The following is a 23,020-nucleotide window of genomic DNA, read 5'->3' as shown; positions in this document are numbered from 1 at the left end:
GTGTCGCGATAATGAAAACGATTATCGTAATATGTCCTGATCAGGTACGACGTCTCCACGCCGTGTCGCCCCATGCCCCCGGCCCCCGTACGCCCCGACCGGAAGAACCCTCGTGCACCCTCACAGATCCGCCCTCTCCGCCTGCCTCGCCGCGGCCTCGGCCCTGGCGGTGGCCGGCTGCCTGCCCGACGGCGGCGCCGACGCCGCCGACGACGGGCGCATCTCGATCGCGATGATGCAGCCTCCCCGGTCGTCCCTCTCCCCGCTGAGCGACGACGCCTTCAAGCTCTCCCGTTGGAGCACCGCCGAGACCCTCGTCACCCTCGACGAGGACGGCGACCCGCTTCCGGGCCTGGCCACCGAATGGTCCTCGGCCGACGACACGACCTGGACGTTCACCGTCCGGGACGGGGTGACCTTCCACGACGGCACGGAGCTCACCGCCGCCGTGGCAGCCCACTCCCTGGAGTACGCCGCCCGGGCCACGCCCGCGCCGCGCATCCTCGACGGCCTGGCACTGGAGATCGAGGCGGAGGGCGACACGCTCACCGTCACCGCCGAGCGGGAGGACCCCCTGCTGCCCCAGCGGCTCTCCTCGCCGCAACTGTCGATCCTCGCCGAGAGCGCCTACTCCGGCGACACGGTCAGCCCCGTCGGCACCGGATCGGGCCCCTTCGAGCTGGTCGAGGTCGACGGCACCACCTCCGCCCGTCTGGACCGCTACGACGGTTACTGGGGAGAACCCGCCCTGGCCGCCGGCATCGACGTGACCTTCGTGCCCGACGGCACCGCCCGCGCCGCCGCCCTGCGCACCGGCGAGGCCGACATCGTCGAGTCCGTGCCCACCTCCCAGGCCTCGCTCCTGGACCCGGACACCCTCACCGAGGTGCCGATGCCGCGCACCAACACCCTCTACCTCAACACCGAGGAGGGTCCCTTCACCGACCCCGCGCTGCGTGCCGCCGTCCGCGCGGCCATCGACCCCCGGGCCCTGGTGGACGGCGTCTACGAGGGACGCGCCGACGTCGCCGAAGGCCTCCTCGGCCCCGCCCTGCCCTGGGCCGCCGAGCGCCCCGAACGCGATGAGCCCACCCCCGCCGGCGACCCCGACGGGGCGGCCATCACCCTGGCCACCTTCACCGACCGCGCCGAACTGCCCGAGGTCGCCACCGTGCTGGAACAGCAGTTGGAGGACGCCGGCTTCGAGGTGCGACAGGTCGTGCGCGAGTACGCCGACATCGAGGAGGACGCCCTCGCCGGAGAGTTCGACGCGTTCATCCTCTCCCGGGCGACCGTGCTCGACTCCGGGGACCCCGCCGCCTACATGACCAGCGACTTCTCCTGCGAGGGGTCCTTCAACATCGCCCGGCTGTGCGACGAGGACGTGGACGCCGCCCTGTCGGAGGCCGAGAAGGCGTCCGTGGGCGACGAGCGCCGCGCCGCGATCCTGGCCGCCGAGGCCGCGATCCTGGACACCGACGCCGCCATCCCGATGCTGCACGAACGCGTCATCCAGGGGGACGCGACCCACGTCGCGGACTCCGCCAAGGACCCCCGCGAACGCCTGCTCGTCACCCCGCTCACCCACCTGACCCCGTGACCGCCGCACACACCGGCGCCCGGTCCGCCCGGTGGGCGACGCCCGTCGTCTCCCGTCTCGCCGCGCTGACGCTCATCACCGTCGTCATCGGACTGCTGCCCTGGCTGTCCGGCCGCGACCCCGCCCTGGCGGTGCTGCGCGCCCGCTTCGCCGAACGCGAACCCACCGAGGAGGCGCTGGCGGCGATCCGGGCGGACCTGGGCCTGGACGCCGGACCCTGGGTGATGCTCGCCCACTGGCTCCACGGGGCCGCACTCGGCGACCTCGGCCACTCCTGGGTCTCCGGCGCGCCCGTCCTGCCCGCCGTCGTCTCGGCGATGGGCGTCTCGCTCACGGTCATGACGGCCGCGCTCGCCGTCGCGCTCCTCACCGCGACGGCGCTGTGCGCGCCCACCCTGATCCGGGGGGCGCGCGGCACCCTGCGCCCGGGCGCCTCGGGCGGCGGGGCCGCCGCGGCGATGTTCACGGCCCTGCCCGAGTTCCTCATCGCCATCCTGCTCATGCTCGTGCTGTCGGTGTGGGCGGGGCTGCTCCCGCCCTACGGCTGGCGGGAACCGGTGCACCTGGTGCTCCCGGCCCTGGCGCTGGGCGTCCCCGCCGGCGGACTGCTGGGCCGGCTCGTCGACGACGCGCTGCCCGCCGTGTACGCCGAACGCTGGGTGCCCCTGTGGCGGGCCTCGGGGTGCGCGCCGGGGCTGATCGCCCTGGCGGTGCTGCGCCGGGCCACCCCCGCGCTCGTCCCCCAGCTCGGCATGGTCGCCATCGGCCTGCTCGGGGGCGCGGTGGCGGTGGAGACCGTCTTCACCGTCCCCGGCATCGGCCGCACCGCCCTGGGCGCCGTGCGGGCCCAGGACCTGCCGATGGTCCAAGGGTCGGTGCTCGCCCTGGTGCTCCTGGGCATGGCGTCCGGTCTGCTCGCGCAGAGCGCCCGCCTGCGCATGCTGGGACCGGGCCTGCGCGCGGCGGCCCTGACCCCGCCGCCGCCGAGCACCGACGCGGCGGGCGCGGTCCGCCGGGCGATCCCCCGGGTGTGCGCGACCCTGCTCCTGACGGTGATCCTCTGGGGCCTGACCCGCGACGCGATGACCGTCCAGGTGGCCGAGCGGCTCGCGGCCCCCTCCTGGGCGCATCCGCTGGGCACCGACGGGGTCGGCCGCGACGTCCTGGCCCGCCTGGGCCACGGCGCCCTCACCACCGTCGGCGTCGCCGCCCTGGTGTGCCTGGCGGGTCTGCTCATCGCGGTGCCGATCGGATTCCTCCCGGGACTGTCGGCGGGCCTCGCTGAAACGGCCAACGCCCTGCCCCCGGTGATCGCGGGCATCCTGGTGGCCGCCGTGCTCGGCCCCGGGCAGTCGGGCGCCGCCCTGGCCGTGGCCCTGGTCACCTGGCCCCCGTTGGCCGCCCACACCGCCGCCCTGGTCCAGGAGACGCGCGCGGCGACCCACCTGACCGCCCAGCGCGCCCTGGGCGCCGACGCCCGCTGGATCCTGCTGCGGCACGTCCTGCCCTCGGTGCTGGGACCGGTCGCCAGGAACGCGGTGCTGCGCCTGCCGGGCACCGCCCTCGCCCTGGCCTCCCTGGGCTTCCTCGGACTGGGCGCCCAGCCGCCCTCCGCCGAATGGGGGGCGAGCCTGTCGGAGTCCCTGCCCTACGTCGAACGGGCCCCCCTGGCGGCCCTGGCCCCCACCGCCATGCTCCTGCTCCTGGCCGCGTTCGCGGTCTCCGCCTCCACGCTCCCGCCGCGCACCCGGACCCGCCCGGCACGGCGGGCCCCCGCACCGGCCGGGGCGACGACACCGGAAGGGACGGCCCGATGACCGACCGACCCCTGCTGGCGGTCCGCGACCTGCGGGTCACCCTGCGCGGACGGGGCGGGACACCGGTCCACGCCGTCCGCGGCCTGTCCTTCGACGTCCGGCCCGGCGAGGTCCTCGGCCTGGTGGGTGAGTCCGGTGCCGGGAAGTCCATCACCGCGCACACGGTCCTGGGCATGGCGCCCCACGGCGCGACCGTCGGCGGCAGCGTCGACCTGGACGGCCGGGAACTGGTCGGCGCCTCACCGGCCGTCCTGCGGTCCCTGCGCGGCCGTCGCATGGCCCTGATCCCCCAGAACGCGCTCAGCGCCCTCAGCCCCGTCCACACCGTGGGCGGACAGCTCGTTCGCGCGCTGCGCTCGAACCGGAGGATGAGCCGGGCCAGGGCGTGGCGGCTGGCGGTGGAGGCCCTGGACCGGGCCGGGATCCCCGACGCCGCCCGACGCGCCCGGGCCCACCCCCACGAGTTCTCCGGCGGCATGCGCCAGCGGGCGGTCATCGCGATGGCCACCGTCAACGAGCCCGACCTCGTGTTCGCCGACGAGCCCACCACCGCGCTCGACCCCGTCATGCAGGCCCGCGTGCTCGACCGGCTCCGCGAACTGCGCGAGCGGACCGGCACCGCGATCGTCCTCATCACCCACGACCTGGGCGTGGTCGGCGGATACGCCGACCGGACGGTGGTCGTGTACGCCGGACGTCACGTCGAGTCGGGCCCGGCGGTGCCGGTCCTCACCGCTCCCCGCGCCCCCTACACCGCGGGCCTGGTCGCGTCCCTGCCGCCGCTGGAGGCGACCGACCGCCGGCTCCCCACCATCGAGGGCGCACCGTCCGCCCCGGAGTCGCCGCCGGGCGGCTGCGCCTTCGCCCCCCGCTGCCCCCACGCCCGAGAGGTCTGCCGGACGGAGGAACCCGCACCGCTCCCCACCGGCGAACCCGGCCGCCTGGTCTCCTGCCACCGCCTGACGGACCTGCCCGACCCGCTGACCCACCCGTTCGCGCCGACCCCGCGATGAGGACCACCATGGACGACCCGAACGACCCCGCCCCGGCGCCGCTGCTCCGGGTGCGCGACCTCGTGGTGCGCCACCCCGGCCCCACCCGGCGTTCCGCGCCGCTGACCGCCGTCGACGGCGTCTCCTTCGACGTGCACGCCGGGGAGACGCTCGCCCTGGTCGGCGAATCCGGATGCGGCAAGACCAGCGCGGCCACCGCCGTCCTGGGCCTGCGCCGCCCCGACGCCGGGTCCGTGCGCTTCGAGGGCACCGAGCTCACCACCCTGGGCGAGGCCGGACTGCGCGCCCTGCGGCCCGCCTTCCAGCCCGTCCTCCAGGACCCGTACGGTTCGCTCAGCCCGCGCCTGCGGGTGCGCGACGCCGTCGCCGAACCCCTGCGGATCCACGGCCGCTGGGAGCGCGCGACCGGCCCCGACCAGGTGGACGCGCTCCTGGGGAAGGTGGGGCTCGACCCCGCCCACGGCGACCGGTTCCCGCACGAGCTGTCCGGCGGGCAGTGCCAGCGCGTCGGCATCGCCCGCGCGCTGGCCTGCGAACCGAGACTGCTGGTCCTGGACGAACCCGTCTCCGCCCTGGACCCCTCGGTGCGCGCCGGCGTCCTCAACCTGCTCAACGGACTCCAGGACGAGCTGGGCCTGGGTTACCTGTTCATCTGCCACGACCTCCCCCTCGCGCGGCACATCGCCCACCGCGTCGCCGTCATGCACCGGGGGAGGATCGTGGAGACCGGACCCGCGCGCCGTGTCCTGACCGATCCCGAACACCCGTACACGCGTGAACTCGTGCGGGCGGTCCCGTCGATCCACGGAGCGCCCTCCGAGTCCTCGCTCCCGGCCGCGCCGTGACCCCCGCTCCGGTGGCCCGGCGCGCTCCGGGCCCGCTGCCCCTGCTGTTGATCGGCTCCCAGTGCGCGTTCAACGTCGGCTTCTTCGCGGTGCTCCCGTACCTGGCCGATCACCTCGGCGGCGCGCTCGGCCTCGCGGGGTGGCTGGTCGGCCTGGTCCTGGGGCTGCGCACCTTCAGCCAACAGGGGCTGTTCGTCGTCGGGGGCGCGCTCACCGACCGGTTCGGGCCGCGTCCGGTCGTGCTGGTCGGCTGCGCGCTGCGCGTGGTCGGGTTCTGCCTGCTCGGCTTCGCCGAGGCGACGGGCGCGGTCATCGTCTCGGTGCTGCTCATCGGTTTCGCCGCCGCGCTGTTCTCCCCGGCGGTCGAGACGGAGATCGCCCGCCAGGCCGTCGAGCACGAACGCCGCACCGGCACCCCCCGGACCCGGATGCTCGGATGGTTCTCCGTCGCGGGGCAGGCCGGAACCCTCGTCGGCCCGCTGCTGGGGATCCTCCTGCTCTCCGGCGGTTTCCGGACGGCCTGCCTGGTCGGGGCGGCCGTCTTCGTCCTGGTGCTGGTCGGGCACCTGTTCCTGATGCCCCCGGGCGCGCCCGAGCCGCGCGCCACCGACCCCGGGGACGCGCGCCGGCCGAGGGCGGTCGACCGCCGCTTCGCGGGCCTGTGCCTGGTCTACGGCGGCTACCTCCTGGCCTACAACCAGCTCTACCTGGCGCTGCCCGGAGAGGTGGAGCGGGTCACCGGCTCCCAGACGGCCCTGGGCTGGCTGCTCGCCTGGTCGTCGGCGCTCTACATCGCCGCGCAGTTCCCCCTGCTGCGCTGGGCCACCGTCCGCCCGAGCCGCCGGGGGACCCTGGTGTCCGGGCTGGTGCTGATCGCGCTGGGGTTCGTCGCCGTCGCCGTGCCGATCGCGGTCGACGCCTCACCGGGGCTGCTGCCCGCGGCGGTGTTCGTCACCGCGCTCACCCTGGGCCAGGCCCTCATCGTGCCCACGGTCCGCGCCTGGGTCCCCGATCTGGTCGAGGACCGTCGGCTGGGCCTGTTCACCGGCGTCCTGTCCTCGGTGTCCGGCCTGGTGGTCCTGCTGGGCGGCGTACCCGTCGGCGCGCTCCTGGACCTCGGCGGCCCGCTCGTGTGGTTCCTCCTGGCCCTGGTGACGCTGGCCGCGGCGGCCATGGTCCCCCGGGATCAGGAGCCCAGCGCCCGCTTGAGGACCTTGCCCATGTCGTTGCGGGGCAGGGAGTCGACCACGCGCAACCGGCGGGGCCGCTTGTGGGGCGCCAGCTCTGCGGCCACCAGGTCCGACAGCTCCGCCAACGACGGGGCCTGACCGCGCGGCACCACCCAGGCCACGACCCGTTCGCCCAGATCCGGGTCCGGTTCCCCGGTCACCGCCGCCTCCGCCACCGCTGGGTGGGCCAACAGCACGTTCTCGATCTCCCCGGCGCCGATCTTGTACCCGGCGCTCTTGATCAGGTCCGTGCTCTTGCGGCCCACGATGCGCACCGACCCGTCGGCCTCCCGGACGGCCATGTCCCCGGTCCGGAACCAGCCGTCGGAGGTCATCGCCTCGGCGGTGGCCTCCGGCCGGTTCAGGTAACCGTCGAACAGGTTCGGTCCGCGCACCTGGATCTCGCCCACCGCCTCGGGGTCGCCCGGCGGCATCGGCGTCCCGTCCTCCTCGACCAGCCGCAGCCCCACCCCCGGCAGCGGGGTGCCCACCCCGCCCGGCCGGGAGCCGTCGCCCGGCCGGACGGAGGTGTTCATCAACGTCTCCGACATCCCGTACCGCTCGATCACCCGGTGCCCGGTGGCCGCCGTCAACCGATCGTGGTCGGGCCGGGGCAGCGCCGCCGACCCCGAGACCAGCAGCCGCGCCCCGGCCAACGCCTCGACCAGGGCCGGATCGTCGTCGACGGCCAGCGCCAACCGGTGGTACATGGTGGGCACACCGAACAGCAGCGTCCCTCCCCCGGACAGGGCCTCGGTGATCGCCGCGACCTCGAACCGGCCCGGGTGGCGCAGCGTCCCGCCCCGGCGCAGCGGGCCGAGCACCCCCAGCACCAGACCGTGCACGTGGAAGAGGGGGAGGGCGTGCACCAGCACGTCGTCGGCCGTCCACGACCAGACCTCGGCGAGCGCGTCCAGGGTCGAGACGATCGCCCGACGCGACAGCGGCACGCCCTTGGGGGCGCCGGTCGTCCCGGAGGTGTAGACGATCAGCGCGGTGGCCTCGTCGTCGACCTCCCGGACGAGGGGCGCCACGGCCGGGGCGGGGGAGACGTCCACGTCGATCCGGGGCAGGCCGTGCAGCGCCTCGGGCGGCTCGGCGCCCGGCGGGGCCAGCAGCAGATCGGGGTCGCTGTCGCCGATGACGTGCGCCGACTCGCGCTCACCCGAACGCGGGTTCAGCGGCACCGCCGCCGCCCCGGCCAGGACCGCCGCGGTGACCGCCACACAGGTCTCCGGGGTCGGTACGGCCCACACGGCGACCCGGCCGCCCGCCGGCAGGTCGGCGGCCAGTCGGGAGGCGGCCGACGCCAGCCCCCGATAGGACAGGGAGCGGTCGCCGAAGACCAGGGCGGGCCGATCGACGGGATCGGTGACGAACGGGAGCACGGGCGGAGTCCTTCCCGGTGGCGGCGGGGGAGCACCCCCATCTCTACCGCATCCGAGGAGCCGCGTCCCTCCCGCCCCGGCCCCCTGGGAACACGCGCCGGACGCGGGACCGGCGCGGCTCCCCCCGCCCCGTCCCCGGGGAACACGTTCCCCCCGCGGTGGTCACAGCGAGCGGCCGGACAGCCGCCGCCCGGTGATCTCGATGGCGGTCACCCGCACGTGGACGCCGTCCTCCCGGTCCACCCACGTCGCCAACGGCAACCCCGCGCGCAGCACGGCCTCCTCGTCGGGGTCGCGCACCACCCGCCCCCTGCCGGCGATCAGCACGCTCCATCCCTCGCTCAGGGTCTCGTCGATCCGGTCCACCTGGAAGGACACCGGGCCCTCCACGTGGGAGGAGATGACCCCCTCCCGCGTCGTGCGGAACAGGACCCCGTCGCCGTCCCAGACGTAGGTCACCGGAAGCACGGTCGGCGCGGTGACCCCACCGGTGCCGAAGGCGATCCGACCGATTCCGCCCGGGGAGATGAGCTCCTCGCACTCACTCCGGGACAGCACGCGCAGGTCGTGGTGCGGAAAGGCGGTGACCACCGCTCCCGGCGGAAGCCCCGAGGCCGAGCCCAGCAGATCGTCCGGCGAGGTGCGCAGGGCCAGCGCCAACCGATAGAGCGCCGAGCGGGTCAACACCGGTGGATGCTCCTCCAGATAGGCCACGTACCCCGGATCCATCCCGGCGCGCACGGCCACGTCCTCCTGGCTCAACCCCAGTTCCGTCCTCCGGTGCACCACCCGTCGGCAGAAATCCCCGCCGGGCGCCCCGGAACCGTGTGCGCTCTCCATGTCCCCTCCGAACCCCGGCCGTGCGCACGGCCGGTACGAGTCTCCCCCGGACCCTCCAGTGTTCGTCCCCGTCCCTGTCTTCGGCAAGGGGCCTACGGTCCCGTGCCGTCAACGCGGCGGCGAGGTCCACGAACCCCCCGGTGGCACGACGGCACGGTCCCCCCGCACCTGGACGGTGATCGGCGCCTCCCGCGACACCGGTACCGACACCGTGACACGGTCACCGCGTATTCGCACGCCGACTCCCCAGTGGCCCCGGTAACGCACCTCGAAGGCCAACTCGGGAAGTTCCTCCGGCAACAGCGGATCCAGGTACAGGACCCCGTCGCGCACCTCCATCCCCGTCGCGCAACGGGTGAGCAGGTCGATCGTGCCCACCATCGCCCCCAGGTGCACGCCCTCGGCGGTCGTACCGCCCTGGACGTCGTCGATGTCCGAACGCAACGCCTCCCGGAAGAACCTCCACGAGGTCCGCCGGTCCATCCGCGCCGACACCCAGGAGTGCACCACCGAACTGAGCGTCGAACCGTGCGAGGTGCGCCGCATGTAGTACTCGACCGTGCGCGGGATCAGGTCGGGGTCGACCTCGTAGCCCATGTGGTGCAGGCGTCCCATCACCTCCTCCCGCGACAACAGGAAGAACAGCATGAGCACGTCGGCCTGTTTGGAGGCCCGGTACCGGTTGCAGGTGTCGCCCTCCGCCTCCAGGACGCGGTCCAGCCTGCGGATGTCGCCGTACCGTTCCCGGTAGCCGTCCCAGTCCAGTTCGGCCAAGTCGCCGTAGCCGGCGAACTGGCTGATGACACCGTCGTGGAAGGGCACGTACAGCCTGCGGGAGACCGTCTCGAACCGTTCCATCTCCTCGGGGGCCAGTCCCAGGCGTTCACAGAGGTCGCGTGCGCGCGCCCCGGGCAGCTCCCGCAGCACGTCCAGCGCCCGCGACAACAGCCACGACGTCAGGACGTTGGTGTAGGCGTTGTCGTCCAGACCGGGCTCCTTCCGGTCGGGAAGGCCGTCGTGGTACTCGTCGGGGCCCATGACACCGCGAACGCGGTACCGGTCCAGGGCCTTGTCGTGGACGGCCAGATCGGAGAAGGCCCGGGCGATCTCCAGTAGCAGTTCGGCGCCGACGTCGCACAGGAACTCCAGGTCGCCGGTGGCCTGGTAGTGGCGCCACACGTTCATCCCGATGGCCAGACCGATGTGCCGCTGCGACCGCGAACGGTCGGGTACCCAGCGCCCGGACCGGGGGTTGAGGTGCACCGACTGGGACTCCTCCCGTCCGTCGCTCCCGCTCTGCCAGGGGAACAGCGCACCGCGCACCCCGCACGCCCGGGCCTCGTCGCGCGCCGCCGGCAGCCGCCGCGCCCGATAGCGCAGCGCCCCACGGGAGATCTCGGGGAGTCGCAGGTCCAGGAACGGCAGGACGAACAGCTCGTCCCAGAACACGTGCCCCCGGTACGCCTCCCCGTGCAGCCCCCGGGCCGGCACGCCCGCGTCCAGGTCCGCGGTGTGCGGCGACAGCGTCTGGAACAGGTGGAACAGGTGCAGGTCGAGGATCCGCTGGTCCTCCTCGTCGCCGATGTCCAGCGCGCACGCGCGCCACAGGTGATGCCAGGCGGTGGTGTGCCGCTCCAGCAGGGCGTCGAAACCCCCGGCGCGCGCCAGCGACGTCCGCGCGGCCTGCAACGGCTCCTCGATGGCGTGGTCGCGCGAGGTGTGCAGCGCCACGGTCTTCTCCACGGTCACCGGCACCCCCTCGATGACGTCCAGGCTCAGATCGATCCCGATCCGGGCATCGCGCGCGTTCACGTTGGCGTGCGTCGGTGACGGTCCCGAGGAGACGCGGGTGCGCGCGGCCAGGGCGATCCCGATCCGCGACCGCGCGGTGGCGCATCGCAGCCACGTGATCTCCTCGGTGTCCGTACCGGTGCCGCCGGGGACCAGATGCCGTGAGGCCAACCCCCGGTAGCGGGCCACGCCCGTGTTGGCGACCTCCCCGTCCAACGCCGATCGGACCGTTAGGGCGCCGCTCCAGTCCCTCGGGACGAAGGTCGTCTCCAACGCGGCCAGGTGCGGGTCGGCCATGGACACCAGCCGGCGCTGCACCACTCCGGTCCGCCGTCCCGGCGGGCCCGCCTCGAAGCTCCGGGTCAGCAGCCCGCGCCGCATGTCCAGTTCGATCCGCTCATCCGATCCGGGGCCGCAGAACCACACGCCGTCGCCGGTGTGGAAGGTCAACGGCAGCCAGTTCGGGGCGTTGACCATGTCCTCGTTCTCGATCTCCCGACCGTTGACGACCGATACCGCCCTGTCGAAGCAACCGGCGATGTAGGTGCCGGGACGGTGCTCCCCGTCCGAGCGGCTCTCCGGGTTCGCGCCTCGGGTGGCGAAGACCCCGTTGCCGAGCGTGCACAGGGCCTCGCGTAGGCCCGTGCGCTCGGCATCGACCCCCTCGTAGACCAACGACCAGCGGCTCATCGGGTCCTCCCGGTCGTCGCGGACCCGTCCACGGAGATCACGGTGTGGGCGCCGCGCCGGTACAGCCCCTCGGCCCGGCCCCCGGGGTCGACCCCGACCACGAACCCGAATCCCCCGCGCGTTCCGGCCTCCACACCGGCGAAGGCGTCCTCCACCACGGCTGCCCGGGCAGGGGCGACCCCCAGTCGGCGCGCCGCCTCCAGGAACAGGGCGGGGTCCGGTTTGCCGGCCAGGCCCAGCCGCGCGGCGTCCACACCGTCCACCCGAACGTCGAACAACCCCTCCACCCCCGCGGCCCGCAGGACCTCGGAGCAGTTGCGGCTGGCCGACACCGCCGCCGTGGCCCTGCCCCGCTCCCGTAGCCTGCGGATCATCGCGACCACGGTCGGGAACGCCGATGCCCCCGACCGGCGCAGGGCCTCCAGGAAGTAGTGGTCCTTGCGCGCGCCCAGCGACTCCACCGTGTCACCCGTCCCCGTCTCGGGAACCTCGACGCCCCGCGAGGCGAGGAACGCGCGCACCCCGTCGAGCCGGGACCGTCCGTCGACGAACCGCGCGTAGTCGTCGCCCTCGTCGAACGGCTCGAAGCCCTCACCGGAGCGCACCCGCAGGAAACCGTCGAACAGGCGTTTCCAGGCGGCGGCATGCACCCGGGCGGTGTCGGTGACCACCCCGTCCACGTCGAACAGCACCGCTTCGACACGGTCGGGCCAGAGCACCGGGTCGGTCTCGGACACGGGCGATCGCCTCCTCGGTGCGCGGCGTTCCCGGCCTCCCAGACCACGCCGGTGAGGGCCCGATGTCAAGGGACCCTGCCCTCGGGCCGTTCCGTGATCCGTGATGTCCTCGCAGTTCGGAGCGGGTTCTGGGTGATGTCGGACCGGGACTTTCGACCCGCCTGGATTCGGCCCTTCGACCCCGGTGCCCGGTATGGTCCATCACCGAGGGTGGAGACGGGGCCTGCGGACGGCGGGTCCGCGCTCCCGGACGGGGACGGTGATGCCCTTATGGCCGGAACGACCCACCACGGGGGTTCCGCGCGCGATCCCGGGACCCGTGCACGCGGCGCGAACGTCCCCTGGCACTCCCTCACCGCGGAGGAGGCCATGGAGGGCCGGGACTCCGGTCCCGACGGTCTCTCTCCGACCGAGGCCGCCGCCCGGCTCGCCCGTCACGGCCCGAACCGGTTGCCCTCCTCCCTGGGGCGCGGTCCCCTCGTCCGTTTCCTGGCCCAGTTCCACAACGTCCTCATCTACTTCCTGCTCTGCGCCGCCGTCCTGACCTGGCTGCTGGACCACCGGGTCGACGCCGCGGTGATCCTCGCCGTCGTCGTGGTCAACGCGATCGTCGGCTTCGTCCAGGAGGGCCGGGCCGAACGGGCGCTCGACGCCATCCAGGACGTCGTCGCACCGCGCGCCACGGTGGTGCGAGGGGGCCGTCGCACCACCGTCGCGGCCGACGCCCTGGTCCCCGGCGACGTTGTGGTGCTGGAGGCGGGCGACCGGGTGCCCGCCGATCTGCGGCTGATCGACAGCCGCTCCCTGCTGATCGAGGAGGCCGTGCTCACGGGGGAGTCGGTGCCGGCGGAGAAACAACCCGCGTCGGTGCCCGCCGACACCCTCCTGGCCGAGCGCGCCTCCATGGCCCACTCCGGGACGCTGGTGGTCGCCGGCCGGGCCAGCGGAGTGGTCGTGGCCACCGGCGCCGACACACGCATCGGCGGGATCAGCGGCCTGGTCGGCGGGGTGCGCGCCCTCGTCACCCCCCTGTTGCGTCAGATCAACGGGTTCGGGAGGGCGGTCACCCTGGCCGCGGCCGTCGGCGGCACGCTCCTGTTCGCCTTCGCCGTTCTGGTGCGCGACTTCGCCCTGGTGGAGGCCCTCGTCGCCGTGGTTGCGCTCGCGGTCTCCATCATCCCCGAGGGGCTGCCCGCCGTCATCACCATCACCCTGGCCATCGGTGTGCGCAGGATGGCGGCGCGCCGGGCCCTCATCCGGCGCCTGCCGGCCGTGGAGACCCTCGGAGCCACCTCGGTGATCTGCTCCGACAAGACCGGCACCCTGACCCGCAACGAGATGACCGTGCGCCGGCTGTACCTGTGGGGGCGCACCCTGACGAGCGACGGATCCGGACACACCCCCGTGGGGCGCTTCACCGTCCACGGGGATCCGGACACACCGAGTGCGCCCCTTGCGGCGATCGTCGAGACGATGGTGCTGTGCAATGACGCCGACGTGCACCCCTCCCCCGAGGGGTGGCGCGTCGTGGGAGACCCGATGGAGGCCGCCCTCATCACCGCGGCGCGCAAGGCCGGTGCCGACCCGGACCGGATCAGGGCGGCCCACGCCCGGCCGGCCGAGATCCCCTTCGACGCCCGGCACCGGTACATGGCCGTGCTCTCCCACACGCCCGGGGGAGGTCGGCGGATCCACGTCAAGGGCGCGCCCGAACGCCTCCTGTCCATGTGCTCCCGTCAAGTCGGCGACGACGGGACCGAGGAACCCCTGGACACCGCCCGTTGGGAGGAGATCATCGCCACGGCCGCCCAGGCCGGTGAACGCGTCATCGCCCTGGCACACCGCGACGTGCCCGACGACACCCGGGTACTCGGCGCCGAGGACGTCGTGGACGGACTGGTCCTCGCGGGCCTGGTCGGCCTCATCGACCCCATCCGTGACGAGGCGTCCGCCGCCATCGCCCGTTGCCGCACCGCGGGGATCACCGTCGTCATGATCACCGGAGACCACACCGGTACCGCCGCCGCCGTCGCCCGTGAACTGGGCATCGCCGAAGCCCCCGTCGTGGTCACCGGTCACGAACTCGACGCACTGGACGACGACGCCCTGGCGGACACGGTCGAGGGCGTGAACGTGTTCGCCCGTACCGACCCCGAGCACAAACTGCGGATCGTTCGCGCGCTCCAGGGCCGGGGACGGATCGTGGCTATGACCGGTGACGGCGTCAACGACGCCCCCGCCCTCAAACAGGCGGATGTCGGAGTGGCGATGGGGCGACGCGGGACCGAGGCCGCCAAGGAGGCGTCGGACATGGTCCTGCTCGACGACGACTTCGCCTCCATCGTCGCCGCGGTCAACCAGGGCCGTGTCGTGCACGACAACATCCGCAAGGTGATCGCGTGGACCCTGCCCACCAACGGAGGTGAGGTGCTCATCGTCATCGCGGCCATCGCCGTGGGCGCGACCCTGCCGGTGAGCCCCGTGCAGATCCTGTGGCTCAACCTCGTCCTCGGGGTCACCCTGGGGCTCGCCCTGGCCTTCGAACCGGCCGAGGACGGGGTGATGGACCGCCCGCCCCGTGAACCGAACGCCGCACTGCTCTCACGCTTCCTCCTGTGGCGCGTGGTCCTGGTCTCCGTACTGCTCCTGGTGGTGGGCGTCGCGGTGTTCTCCCACGCGCTGGCGCGGGGCCATGACGTGGCGACCGCGCGCACCCTGGTCGTCAACGTCATCGTCGTCCTGAAGATCTTCTACCTGTTCGACATCCGCTACCTGCACGCGAGCTCGATGCGTCTGCGCGCGGTCCGGGGCACCCCCGCGGTACTCCTGGCGTTGGCCGTCCTCGTCCCGGCCCAGTTCGCGCTGACGTACACGCCCTTCCTGAACGAGGTGTTCGGTACCGCGCCGGTTCCGTTCGCGGACGGTGTGCTGGTGGTGGCGCTGGGTGCCTTGGTGTTGCCCCTGCTGGAGGTCGAGAAGCTCCTCGTCCGCAGGTTCGGGATCTTCCCCGAACTGCGCTCCTGAGGCGACGGGGCCGCCCCCGTGTGTCCCGGATCCCCGTCAGCCCCTGCGGTAGGAGGCCAACCGCCGTTCGAAGAACGGGTCCACCGGGTGGGCGGCGTACCGGGAGCGATCCTCCACCGTCAACAACACGCGGGGATCGGGGGACAGCAACGCCGTCACGGCCACCGCGAACGTCTCCGGGGACAGGAGCGTCTCCGCGCCCAGGACGAGGGGGACGCGGGCCCCCTCCCTCCGATGGGTCCACCCCCGCAGTTCGTTCCAGAAGAGCGTCAGGGGACGGGTCCCCTCGCTCGGGCCGACGCTGACGCGGGCGCTGCGGACCTCGTGCCGCTGCATGTGGCACTCGGGGAAGTGGAGGAGGGGCGCGTCGCTGAGGTCCTTGCGCAACCGGTCCGCGCACGCTCGTACGTAGGCGTGGTGATTGAGGGGCCAGGGGGTGGTGTTGGCGTCGGGATAGACCAGCCCGCCGCCGCTCCGAGTCGTGGTCACGGGGTCCTCCTCTCGTGGTCGTGCCCCGTGCGGGGATGCACGCCTCGGCCGGTGCGCAGGACGGTGAACAGCACCGTGACGGGGAAGCCGGAGGAGAACCCCCGGACGGTCGTGACGCGCTCGCGCCCGTTTCCGCGTTCGCGTCGTGACTCCCGTTCCCGGGCCAGGAGGGACCGCCATCGCGCCACGACACCGTCGGGGCCGGAGAGGGCCGCCGCCGCGTCCTCGCCGCCGACCGTGTCGCGTCCGGTCACGATCGTGTAGTGGACGATGATCCGGCCGTCGGTGTCGGTGACGCAGGTGGTCAGCCCCGGCCACAGCCCCGGTTCGCGTTCCAGGACCGCCGCGATGTGCCGGGCCGTGGCCATGATCTTGCGCGGTCCGCTCACGAGAGGGGGCTCACCCGAGGGTGGCGCGAGGGTCCGGTTCTTGACCCGGGGGGTGTCGATTCGGAGGGCGCTCATACGAATACTCCTTTCCTGGATTCCGTTCACCGTGATGCTTCGCCGACGTCGTGAGATTCCAGTCGGGCTTTCTCCACGTAACGGCTCAACGATTCGCAGGTGATCCGGCGAATCCACTTCTTGGGGCCGACCTTCACCGATTCGAGCTCGTGTGTGTAGCAGAGTTCGTAGACGACCCGTTCGGAGATGTCCAGTATTTCTGCGGCTTTCCGCACGCTCACCAGAAGCTTCGGGAGTTCTGTGACGGAGGTTTCCAGTTGCTCTGTCATGAGGCTGAATGTAGCAACGGGGACCGAGGTGCTACAAGGTCGAGATCCTGGGTTGTTTGCGGTGTATGTGATTGTTCAGGACTTTAGTCTCATGGGAAAAAAATATGGTGACGACCGCAAGCCTCTGCGAGCCTTTGTCGGTCTCGCACCGTAAAATTAAAGAAAAAAACAGTGTGACCTTGCTTTACCTTGGTAGGCCCTTCCGGTCCGGTCGCTCACGGTGATCGACGGCGGGTGTGAAGGGGGGCGCGAATACGCTGGCCCACGAGGCGCGACCTCTCTCCGAAGGTGGAAGGGCGCGGTTCACGGCTCGGGTTCCTCGTGCGGGGCGTCTCCCGTCGAGGGTCATCCCGACGGCGGCGTCCCGGGCGGACCGCGGCGCGGGACCGGCCGTCCGGGCACGCGTCCGCCTCGGCGGGGTCCGCTTCCCGGAGGGCGCACGCGAAGGTCCCGGCCCTCTCCGAGAGCCGGGACCCGAGAACGGTCTCAGACGGCGGCCCAGCCGTTGTCGACGGGCAGGATCGCGCCGTTGACGTTGCTCGCGGCGTCCGAGGCCAGGAACACGATGGCGGCGGCCTGCTCCTTCGCGTCGGCCACGCGTCCGATGTTCTGCGCGTACCGCCCCAGCGCCGTCGGGCCGTCCACGCTCGTGGGCGTGCCGATGGAGATGTCGGTGGCGGTGCCGCCGGGCGCGATCGCGTTCACGCGGATGCCGTGGTCGCGGTACATGACCGCGGTCGACTTGACCAGGCCCATGACGCCGTGCTTGGAGGCGGTGTAGGCGGTCCCCGAGGCGCCGCCGCGCAGGGAGGCCTCCGACGCGGTGAACACGATCGATCCCTCTCCCCGCGCCCTCATGTGCGGGAGCACGGCGCGGGTGAGCAGGAACGGCGCGGTGAGGTTGATCCGGATCAGCCGCTCCCACGTCTCGTCGGTGACATCGGCCGTCGCCGACATGTCGTCCATGATCCCGGCGTTGTTGACCAGGACGTCGACACCGCCCAGAACGTCCAGGGCGGTGCGGATCACCTCGTCGACGACCTCGGGCGATCCCAGGTCGCCGACGACCGCCTCGGCCGTCACCCCGGCCGCGCGCGCCTCCTCGGCCGCGGCGAGCGCCTTGGCCCCGTTGATGTCGGCCACCAGGACCGAGGCGCCCTCGGCGGCGAAGGCCAGGACGGCGGCGCGGCCGATCCCGGAGCCGCCCCCGGTGACGATGACCTTCTTCCCCTTGAGACCCGTTTCCATCGTCGTCCTCTCGTGTGCTCGCTGACGGCCGTCCTCGGCCGACTCTGTCATCGTATGTCTTTTTGTCGCTAAGCGACATTTTGTCCATGGAGGCCTGGTGGGCCTAGGCTGGAGGCCTCCGAGGAGTGAGGGAACGGTGGGGACGATGACGACGGCCGAGCGGACCACGGGCGCCGGCGCCAAGGGCCGCCCGCCCATGACCGAGAGGCGCAAACGGATCGTTCGGCTCCAGATCGCCCGCGCGGCCGTGGAGTTGTTCGCGGAGAAGGGCGTCGCGGGGACGACGGGGGACGACATCGCCCACGCCATCGGCATCTCCACCCGGACCCTGTGGCGCTACTTCCCGAACAAGGAGGGCTGTGTGCGCCCGCTGCTCACCAGCGGCCTGGAGGAGATGGCGGCCGAGCTGCGCGGCTGGCCGAGGGGGGAGTCGCTCGTCGACCACCTCGACCGCAGCGGCCTGTTCGGTCAGGACGGCGGGCAGGTGGTGGAACCGGTGGCGTCACTGATCCGGATGACCGGTGAGGAGCCCGCGCTCATGGCGGTGTGGCTGGACGTGCACCGGGCTGCGGAAGGGGTCTTCGCGGAGATCCTCGCCGACCGGCGGGGGGTCGGACCGGACGACTTCGCCGTGCGGGTCCGGGCGGCGGCGCTCAACGCGGCCCTGCGCTCGGCCGCCGAGGAGCAGGCCCTGCGGGGCGCGGACGGTCCCTCCATGGGGGCGCTGCTGCGCTCGGCGCTGGTGGCCCTGGAAGAGGGCTTCGGTCCCGCCTGAGCCCCTGCCAGGGTTCCCCGCACCTTCAGGATCCACGCGGACCACGTCGGGCGCCCGGGCGGCGAGGCCGGCGTCTTCGTCGCGGTCGGCCACCTGCGCCGCGCGGTCGTGCTGTCGGACGCGGAGGAGTCCCGCCCCCGCCCGGTCGTCCCCCGCCGACGCCGAAGGGCGGGGAGCGACCGATGGAGGATCCGGTCGGACCGCCACGGACGGACCCCGCCGCGCTCCTCTCGTTCGCGTCCCCGGGGCGGCCCCCGCCCCGGGGTGTCCGGTCAGGCGCCGACGTACTCCGCGAGGTGCTCGCCGGTGAGGGTGGAGCGCGCGGCGACGAGGTCGGCGGGCGTGCCCTCGAAGACGACCCGGCCACCGTCGTGCCCCGCGCCCGGACCGAGGTCGATGATCCAGTCGGCGTGCGCCATGACCGCCTGGTGGTGCTCGATCACGATCACCGACGTACCGGAGTCGACGAGCCGGTCGAGCAGACCGAGCAACTGCTCGACGTCGGCGAGGTGCAGACCGGTGGTCGGCTCGTCGAGGATGTAGCAGCCGCCCTTCTCGCCCATGCGGGTGGCCAGCTTGAGCCGCTGCCGCTCACCGCCGGACAGCGTCGTCAGCGGCTGCCCCAGGGTGAGGTAGCCGAGCCCGACGTCGTCCAGTCGCCGAAGGATCCTGTGCGCCGCCGGTGTGCGCGCCTCACCCGCGTCGAAGAACCCCTCGGCCTCGGACACCGACATCGCGAGCACCTCGCCGATATCGCGACCGCCGAGGCGGTACTCCAGCACCGCGGCCTGGAACCGCCTCCCCTCGCATCCCTCACAGAGGGTGGTGACCCCCGCCGCCATGGGCAGATCGGTGTAGATGACACCGGCGCCGTTGCAGTCGGGGCAGGCCCCCTCGGAGTTGGCGCTGAACAGCGCGGGCTTGACCCCGTTGGCCTTCGCGAACGCCTTGCGGATCGGGTCGAGCAGCCCGGTGTACGTCGCCGGGTTGCTGCGCCGCGAGCCGCGGATCGCCGTCTGGTCGATCGACACCACCCCCGCGCCCGCCGGGATCGACCCGTGGATCAGGGAACTCTTGCCGGAACCGGCGACCCCCGTCACCACGCAGAGCACGCCGAGCGGGACGTCGACATCGACGTCCCGGAGGTTGTGGGCGTCGGCGCCGCGGATCTCCATCACCCCGGTCGACGCGCGCACCTTCTCCTTGAGGGTCGCCCGGTCGTCGAAGTGACGTCCGGTGAGGGTGTCGCCGGCCCTCAACCCCTCGACGGTGCCCTCGAAGCAGACGGAGCCGCCCGCCGAGCCCGCGCCCGGGCCGAGGTCCACGACGTGGTCGGCGATCGCGATCGTCTCCGGCTTGTGCTCCACGACGAGCACCGTGTTGCCCTTGTCCCGCAACTTCAGCAGCAGATCGTTCATCCGCCGGATGTCGTGGGGGTGCAGACCGATGGTCGGCTCGTCGAAGACGTAGGTGACGTCGGTGAGGGAGGAACCGAGGTGACGGATCATCTTGACGCGCTGCGCCTCGCCCCCCGAGAGCGTCCCCGAGGGCCGGTCGAGCGAGAGGTAACCGAGGCCGATCTCGGTGAACGAGTCGAAGGTCTGCCGCAACGCGTCCAGGAGCGGGGCCATCGAGGGCTCGTCGAGGCCGCGGACCCACTCGGCCAGGTCCCTGATCTCCATCGCGGACGCCTCGGCGATGGAGATCCCCCTGATCTTCGAGGAACGGGCCTCGGGTCCGAGCCGCGTGCCGTGGCACTCGGGGCAGGTGGTGAAGGTGACCGCCTCGTCCACGAACGCCCGGATGTGCGGCTGCATCGCCTCCCGGTCCTTGGACAGGAACGACTTCTGGATCTTGGGGATCAGCCCCTCGTAGGTGAGGTTCACGCCCTCCACCTTCACCTTGGTCGGCTCCCTGTGGAGGAAGTCCCACATCTCGCCCTCGGTGAACTCGCGGATCGGCTTGTTCGGGTCGAGGAACCCCGACTCGGCGTAGAGCCGCACGGTCCACCAACCGTCCGACTTCCAGCCCGGGATGGTGAACGCGCCCCCGGAGATCGACTTGGAGTCGTCGTAGAGCCGGGAGAGGTCGATGTCGGAGACCGAGCCCCGGCCCTCACAGCGCGGACACATACCGCCGACGCGGTTGAAGGTCGCCTTCACCGCCTTCTTGTTCCCGCGCTCGACCGTGATCGCGCCGCTCGCCCGGACCGAGGGGACGTTGAAGGAGAACGCGCCGGGCGGACCGACATGGGGGTCCCCCAACCGGCTGAAGAGGATGCGCAGCATCGCGTGGGCGTCGGTGACGGTGCCGACCGTGGAACGGGGGTCCGAGCCCAGCCGCTCCTGGTCCACGATGATCGCGGTCGTCAGACCGTCGAGCACGTCCACCTCGGGGCGGGCGAGGGACGGCATGAAGCCCTGCACGAAGGTGCTGTAGGTCTCGTTGATCAGGCGTTGGGACTCGGCGGCGATCGTACCGAACACGAGCGAGCTCTTGCCCGACCCGGAGACGCCGGTGAACACCGTCAGCCGGCGCTTGGGGATGTCGATGTCGAGGCCCGTGAGATTGTTCTCGCGCGCGCCCCGCACCCGGATCATGTCGTGACCGTCGGCGACGTGCGCCGCGGACGACCGCTGATCCGTCGTGATGACCTTGCTCATCCGTGCTCTCCGTGCGTCGTCGTGGGGGCCGTGTCCACGGTCCCCGGGAGGTGATCGGTGGCCCCGGCCCCGGCCCGTCCCGGCCGGACGCGGGCCCCACGTCCGATTCTTGCGATCGGTGCGGCCCGGGTGGCCGCCTCTGCGCGCTCGTGGTCCGTGTGTCGTCGGCGGGACCGCGGTGACGGGCCCGTGTGAGGGCCGATGCCCAGGGTGATCACGTTAATCGCCGACCCCCGTCCGACGCTTCTCCGATCCTGATCGATCCGCCATGCCCCGCCGGAACGGCACCACGTCGGGGGCGGGCAACGGACCGTGACCCCCGAGCCCCACGACACGGTCGCCACACCGGTCGCGCCCCGCCCCGAGGGTGTGGCAGGTTGGGTGGCAGGGCGCCGCCGAGGTGCGGGGGCTCCCGGGGCCTTCGACGTGCGGGCGCGGTGCCGTCGGTGCGACCGGACGCCCCGAGCCCGGACGCCGCGAAGGGGCGTTCGCCGCAAGAGGATCGAGGAGGCGCGCCATGACCCGTGCGCGGCCGACGTGGTCGAAGAACCTGCTCACGACGGTGCCGACGACCACCGAGGAGGCCCTGGAGCTGTTCGACGCCTCGGAGGCGGTCGACCCGGACTCCATGCTCGGCACGTGGCGCGGCGCCGAACTGCCCACCGGTCACCCGATGGACGGCCTCCTGGCGGCGAGCGGCTGGTGGGGGAAGCGCTTCGAGGACGCCGAGACCGTGCATCCGCTCCTGTTCCCCGGTCCGGGCCCGACGTCGCTGTGGGCGTTCGACCCGGTCAAGGCCTTCGGGGGCCTCGGGGCGGTGCGCGCACTGCCGATGCCGAAAGGCCTTCCCCTCGTCGGACCGATCGCCGTCCTGCGGCCGATCCTCAGGACGCGTTCCGCCGCGGCGCGGCTGCGCACCACGCGGTACCGGGGCGTGGACACGGCGACGATGGTCTACGACCGGCTCCCGATCCACGACGTGTTCCGTCGGCTCTCCGACGACACGGTGATCGGGGCGATGGACATGCGCGGGTCGCGCCGTCCGTACTTCTTCGTGCTGCGGCGTGACGACTCGCGGCGGTTGGAGTGACCGGAGCCCCCGGTGGAGGGGGCGTCGCGCGTTCGGGGCCGGCGGTCCGCGATCGTGGAGAGGGCCGCCCGGGGCGGGAAATCGGATGCGCCGGGGCGACCGGGTCGGCACACTGGGCCGATGCGGATGCACACGGACCAGCTCACGGTCGACACGGAGACGGCCGCACGACTCATCGCCGACCGGTTCCCGCACTGGGCCGACCTGCCCCTCGCCCCCGTCCTCCCCGGCGGCACGGTCAACGCGGTGTTCCACCTGGGCGACCACCTCATCGCCCGGTTCCCCCTGCTGCCGACGGACCCCGAGACCGCGCTGTCCGCACTCAAGGAGGAGGACGAGGCGGCACGCGAACTCCTCGGACGGACCCGTTTCCCCACGCCCGAACCGGTGGCCCTCGGCGAACCGGGGGAGGGGTACCCCATGCCGTGGAGCGTGCAGACCCGGCTTCACGGGACACCCGCCGACCGGATCGACCCCGGGGACGGCGTCGACTTCGCCCTGGACCTGGCCGAGTTCGTGCGCGACGTGCGCTCGATCGACACCCGGGGCCGGGTGTTCGCCGGGACGGGCCGTGGCGGTCGCGTCGCCGACCACGACGCCTGGGTCCGCACCTGCCTGGAACGCTCGGAGGGGATGCTGGACGTTCCCCGCCTGCGGCGACTCTGGGAGGAGCGACTCCGCGACCTGCCCCGGGGCGACGCCCCCGACGTCATGAACCACGGAGACCTGATGCCCGGCAACCTGCTCGTCCGGGACGGCCGCCTCGTCGGGGTCGTCGACGTGGGCGGCCTGGGCCCGGCCGACCCCGCACTGGACCTGCTCTGTGCCTGGGACGTCCTGGAGGAGCGACCCCGGCGCGTGTTCCGGGACGCCCTCGGCGTGGACGACCCCGAGTGGGAGCGCGGCCGGGCCTGGGCGTTCGAGCAGGCGCTGGGCCTCGTTCGGTATTACCGCGACACCAACCCGCCCATGAGCCGCATCGGACGCCGCACACTGCGTCGCGTTCTCGACGACCAGGGGTGAACCGAGGCCGGGTCATGGAGGGCGA

17 protein-coding genes and 1 pseudogene are annotated in these 23,020 nt (G+C 72.8%); 9 read left to right on the top strand and 9 right to left on the bottom strand.

Features of this window, described 5'->3' with window-relative positions:
* The first annotated feature begins 112 nt into the window (after positions 1–112).
* The 5 genes and pseudogenes from RM479_RS08190 to RM479_RS08170 form a co-directional block, all read left to right on the top strand.
* Entirely contained in the window at positions 113–1,600 is a 1,488-nt protein-coding gene (locus tag RM479_RS08190; protein ID WP_311511118.1) for an ABC transporter substrate-binding protein, read from the top strand.
* Positions 1,597–3,417: an ABC transporter permease subunit gene (locus RM479_RS08185; RefSeq protein WP_311511117.1), complete on the top strand. Its 1,821-nt coding sequence runs from the start codon at positions 1,597–1,599 to the stop codon at positions 3,415–3,417. Before RM479_RS08190 ends, RM479_RS08185 begins: the two co-directional genes overlap by 4 nt.
* Positions 3,414–4,430, top strand: a complete 1,017-nt coding sequence (locus RM479_RS08180; protein WP_311511116.1) for an ABC transporter ATP-binding protein — start codon at positions 3,414–3,416, stop codon at positions 4,428–4,430. Before RM479_RS08185 ends, RM479_RS08180 begins: the two co-directional genes overlap by 4 nt.
* Before the next feature lie 8 nt (positions 4,431–4,438).
* Positions 4,439–5,275 (top strand): ABC transporter ATP-binding protein, encoded by an 837-nt coding sequence (locus RM479_RS08175; RefSeq protein WP_311511115.1) that lies wholly within the window; start codon positions 4,439–4,441, stop codon positions 5,273–5,275.
* Positions 5,272–6,435, top strand: a pseudogene (locus RM479_RS08170) (MFS transporter); the annotation flags it as partial. The gene RM479_RS08175 and the pseudogene RM479_RS08170, both read left to right, overlap by 4 nt.
* Before the next feature lie 26 nt (positions 6,436–6,461).
* On the opposite strand, the gene RM479_RS08165 reads toward RM479_RS08170, so the two are convergent.
* The 4 genes from RM479_RS08165 to RM479_RS08150 all read right to left on the bottom strand — a co-directional run bounded on the left by RM479_RS08165 (position 6,462) and on the right by RM479_RS08150 (position 11,950).
* On the bottom strand, positions 6,462–7,892 hold the full coding sequence (locus RM479_RS08165) for an acyl-CoA synthetase (RefSeq protein WP_311511114.1): 1,431 nt from the start codon (positions 7,890–7,892) through the stop codon (positions 6,462–6,464).
* A 162-nt stretch (positions 7,893–8,054) separates the two neighbouring features.
* Positions 8,055–8,732, bottom strand: coding sequence for a helix-turn-helix domain-containing protein (locus RM479_RS08160; RefSeq protein WP_311511113.1), 678 nt, complete (start codon positions 8,730–8,732; stop codon positions 8,055–8,057).
* 108 nt (positions 8,733–8,840) lie between these two features.
* On the bottom strand, positions 8,841–11,213 hold the full coding sequence (locus tag RM479_RS08155; protein ID WP_311511112.1) for a glycoside hydrolase family 65 protein: 2,373 nt from the start codon (positions 11,211–11,213) through the stop codon (positions 8,841–8,843).
* Positions 11,210–11,950, bottom strand: a complete 741-nt coding sequence (locus RM479_RS08150) for an HAD family hydrolase (protein ID WP_311511111.1) — start codon at positions 11,948–11,950, stop codon at positions 11,210–11,212. The genes RM479_RS08155 and RM479_RS08150 overlap by 4 nt, the downstream gene beginning before the upstream one ends.
* Positions 11,951–12,220: 270 nt before the next feature.
* On the opposite strand from RM479_RS08150, the gene RM479_RS08145 reads away from it, so the two are divergent.
* On the top strand, positions 12,221–14,974 hold the full coding sequence (locus RM479_RS08145; RefSeq protein WP_311511110.1) for an HAD-IC family P-type ATPase: 2,754 nt from the start codon (positions 12,221–12,223) through the stop codon (positions 14,972–14,974).
* Positions 14,975–15,010: 36 nt separating this feature from the next.
* Here the strand turns inward: RM479_RS08145 and RM479_RS08140 are convergent, their stop codons facing one another.
* The 4 genes from RM479_RS08140 to RM479_RS08125 form a co-directional block, all read right to left on the bottom strand.
* Positions 15,011–15,463: a hypothetical protein gene (locus RM479_RS08140; RefSeq protein ID WP_311511109.1), complete on the bottom strand. Its 453-nt coding sequence runs from the start codon at positions 15,461–15,463 to the stop codon at positions 15,011–15,013.
* Positions 15,460–15,927, bottom strand: coding sequence for a hypothetical protein (locus RM479_RS08135; RefSeq protein ID WP_311511108.1), 468 nt, complete (start codon positions 15,925–15,927; stop codon positions 15,460–15,462). Before RM479_RS08135 ends, RM479_RS08140 begins: the two co-directional genes overlap by 4 nt.
* Positions 15,928–15,953: 26 nt before the next feature.
* Positions 15,954–16,196, bottom strand: coding sequence for a helix-turn-helix domain-containing protein (locus tag RM479_RS08130; RefSeq protein ID WP_311511107.1), 243 nt, complete (start codon positions 16,194–16,196; stop codon positions 15,954–15,956).
* 486 nt (positions 16,197–16,682) lie between these two features.
* On the bottom strand, positions 16,683–17,444 hold the full coding sequence (locus RM479_RS08125) for an SDR family NAD(P)-dependent oxidoreductase (protein WP_311511297.1): 762 nt from the start codon (positions 17,442–17,444) through the stop codon (positions 16,683–16,685).
* A 145-nt stretch (positions 17,445–17,589) separates the two neighbouring features.
* On the opposite strand from RM479_RS08125, the gene RM479_RS08120 reads away from it, so the two are divergent.
* Positions 17,590–18,219, top strand: coding sequence for a TetR/AcrR family transcriptional regulator (locus RM479_RS08120; RefSeq protein ID WP_397221631.1), 630 nt, complete (start codon positions 17,590–17,592; stop codon positions 18,217–18,219).
* Between the two features lie 272 nt (positions 18,220–18,491).
* Here the strand turns inward: RM479_RS08120 and RM479_RS08115 are convergent, their stop codons facing one another.
* Positions 18,492–20,882, bottom strand: coding sequence for an excinuclease ABC subunit UvrA (locus tag RM479_RS08115; protein ID WP_311511106.1), 2,391 nt, complete (start codon positions 20,880–20,882; stop codon positions 18,492–18,494).
* Between the two features lie 517 nt (positions 20,883–21,399).
* Between RM479_RS08115 and RM479_RS08110 the strand changes: the two genes are divergently transcribed.
* Together RM479_RS08110 and RM479_RS08105 are read left to right on the top strand one after the other, a co-directional pair.
* Positions 21,400–21,972, top strand: a complete 573-nt coding sequence (locus RM479_RS08110) for a DUF4334 domain-containing protein (protein WP_311511105.1) — start codon at positions 21,400–21,402, stop codon at positions 21,970–21,972.
* 120 nt (positions 21,973–22,092) lie between these two features.
* A complete protein-coding gene (locus RM479_RS08105; protein WP_311511104.1) occupies positions 22,093–22,995 on the top strand; it encodes an aminoglycoside phosphotransferase family protein in 903 nt (300 codons plus the stop codon).
* The last annotated feature ends 25 nt before the right edge of the window (positions 22,996–23,020 follow it).

It is taken from the genome of Nocardiopsis lambiniae (genome assembly GCF_031845465.1).
In the GTDB taxonomy this organism is placed as follows: domain Bacteria; phylum Actinomycetota; class Actinomycetes; order Streptosporangiales; family Streptosporangiaceae; genus Nocardiopsis; species Nocardiopsis lambiniae.
This window is presented reverse-complemented; position numbering and strand designations above follow the sequence as displayed.

Bases quoted from the DNA above. Each gene is read 5' to 3' on its own strand.
- RM479_RS08160 (WP_311511113.1), bottom strand. From the start codon at position 8,732: ATGGAGAGCGCACACGGTTCCGGGGCGCCCGGCGGGGATTTCTGCCGA.
- RM479_RS08175 (WP_311511115.1), top strand. From the start codon at position 4,439: ATGGACGACCCGAACGACCCCGCCCCGGCGCCGCTGCTCCGGGTGCGC.
- RM479_RS08110 (WP_311511105.1), top strand. From the start codon at position 21,400: ATGACCCGTGCGCGGCCGACGTGGTCGAAGAACCTGCTCACGACGGTG.
- RM479_RS08155 (WP_311511112.1), bottom strand. From the start codon at position 11,213: ATGAGCCGCTGGTCGTTGGTCTACGAGGGGGTCGATGCCGAGCGCACG.
- RM479_RS08105 (WP_311511104.1), top strand. From the start codon at position 22,093: ATGCGGATGCACACGGACCAGCTCACGGTCGACACGGAGACGGCCGCA.
- RM479_RS08115 (WP_311511106.1), bottom strand. From the start codon at position 20,882: ATGAGCAAGGTCATCACGACGGATCAGCGGTCGTCCGCGGCGCACGTC.
- RM479_RS08180 (WP_311511116.1), top strand. From the start codon at position 3,414: ATGACCGACCGACCCCTGCTGGCGGTCCGCGACCTGCGGGTCACCCTG.
- RM479_RS08135 (WP_311511108.1), bottom strand. From the start codon at position 15,927: ATGAGCGCCCTCCGAATCGACACCCCCCGGGTCAAGAACCGGACCCTC.
- RM479_RS08130 (WP_311511107.1), bottom strand. From the start codon at position 16,196: ATGACAGAGCAACTGGAAACCTCCGTCACAGAACTCCCGAAGCTTCTG.
- RM479_RS08120 (WP_397221631.1), top strand. From the start codon at position 17,590: ATGACGACGGCCGAGCGGACCACGGGCGCCGGCGCCAAGGGCCGCCCG.
- RM479_RS08145 (WP_311511110.1), top strand. From the start codon at position 12,221: ATGGCCGGAACGACCCACCACGGGGGTTCCGCGCGCGATCCCGGGACC.
- RM479_RS08125 (WP_311511297.1), bottom strand. From the start codon at position 17,444: ATGGAAACGGGTCTCAAGGGGAAGAAGGTCATCGTCACCGGGGGCGGC.